Raw genomic sequence first — 521 nt, 5'->3', positions numbered from 1 at the left:
AATTGTATGAAGAAGTCCAGGGCATTGTATATAAGTGTAGAAAGGAATATTATCTTCATTTATGGGAGTTATCGGATTGGGATCAAGAGGGAATGATATGCCTACATGAATTGATCAGTAGAGAAGAGGGTCTAGTAGAAGATATCCCTCGTTTAAGGAAATATTTCAAAACCAAGTTTCGAAATAGAATTTTAGATTATCTCCGTAAGCAAGAAAGCCAGAAGCGAAGATATGATAAAGAAGCATATGAAGAAGTAGGTGAGATTAGCCATCGTATCAGTGAGGGAGGACTCTGGCTAGATGATTACTATCTCTTTCATGAAACACTAAGAGATTATAGAAGTAAACAAACTAAAGAGCAACAAGAAGAGTTAGAACGTGTCTTAAGACATGAACGATTCCGAGGTCGTCAAAGCGTGTTAAGGGAGCTACGTATTGTGTTTAAAGAGTTTGATATCCGTAGCCTGTAAGAAGCCATGCAAAAAAAATTAAAAAAGTTTAAAAAAGTAGTTGACAAAAAA

At 35.5% G+C, this 521-nt stretch carries 1 protein-coding gene; it reads left to right on the top strand.

Annotated features, from left to right (window positions below; translation table 11 throughout):
* The first annotated feature begins 2 nt into the window (after positions 1-2).
* Positions 3-470: a transcriptional regulator gene (locus HT717_RS09735; RefSeq protein ID WP_049540688.1), complete on the top strand. Its 468-nt coding sequence runs from the start codon at positions 3-5 to the stop codon at positions 468-470.
* The last annotated feature ends 51 nt before the right edge of the window (positions 471-521 follow it).

It is taken from the genome of Streptococcus sp. 959 (assembly GCF_013277075.1).
In the GTDB taxonomy this organism is placed as follows: Bacteria; Bacillota; Bacilli; order Lactobacillales; family Streptococcaceae; genus Streptococcus; species Streptococcus pseudopneumoniae_C.
The sequence above is the reverse complement of the archived record's forward strand: the minus strand, read 5'-3'. Positions and strand labels throughout refer to the sequence as shown.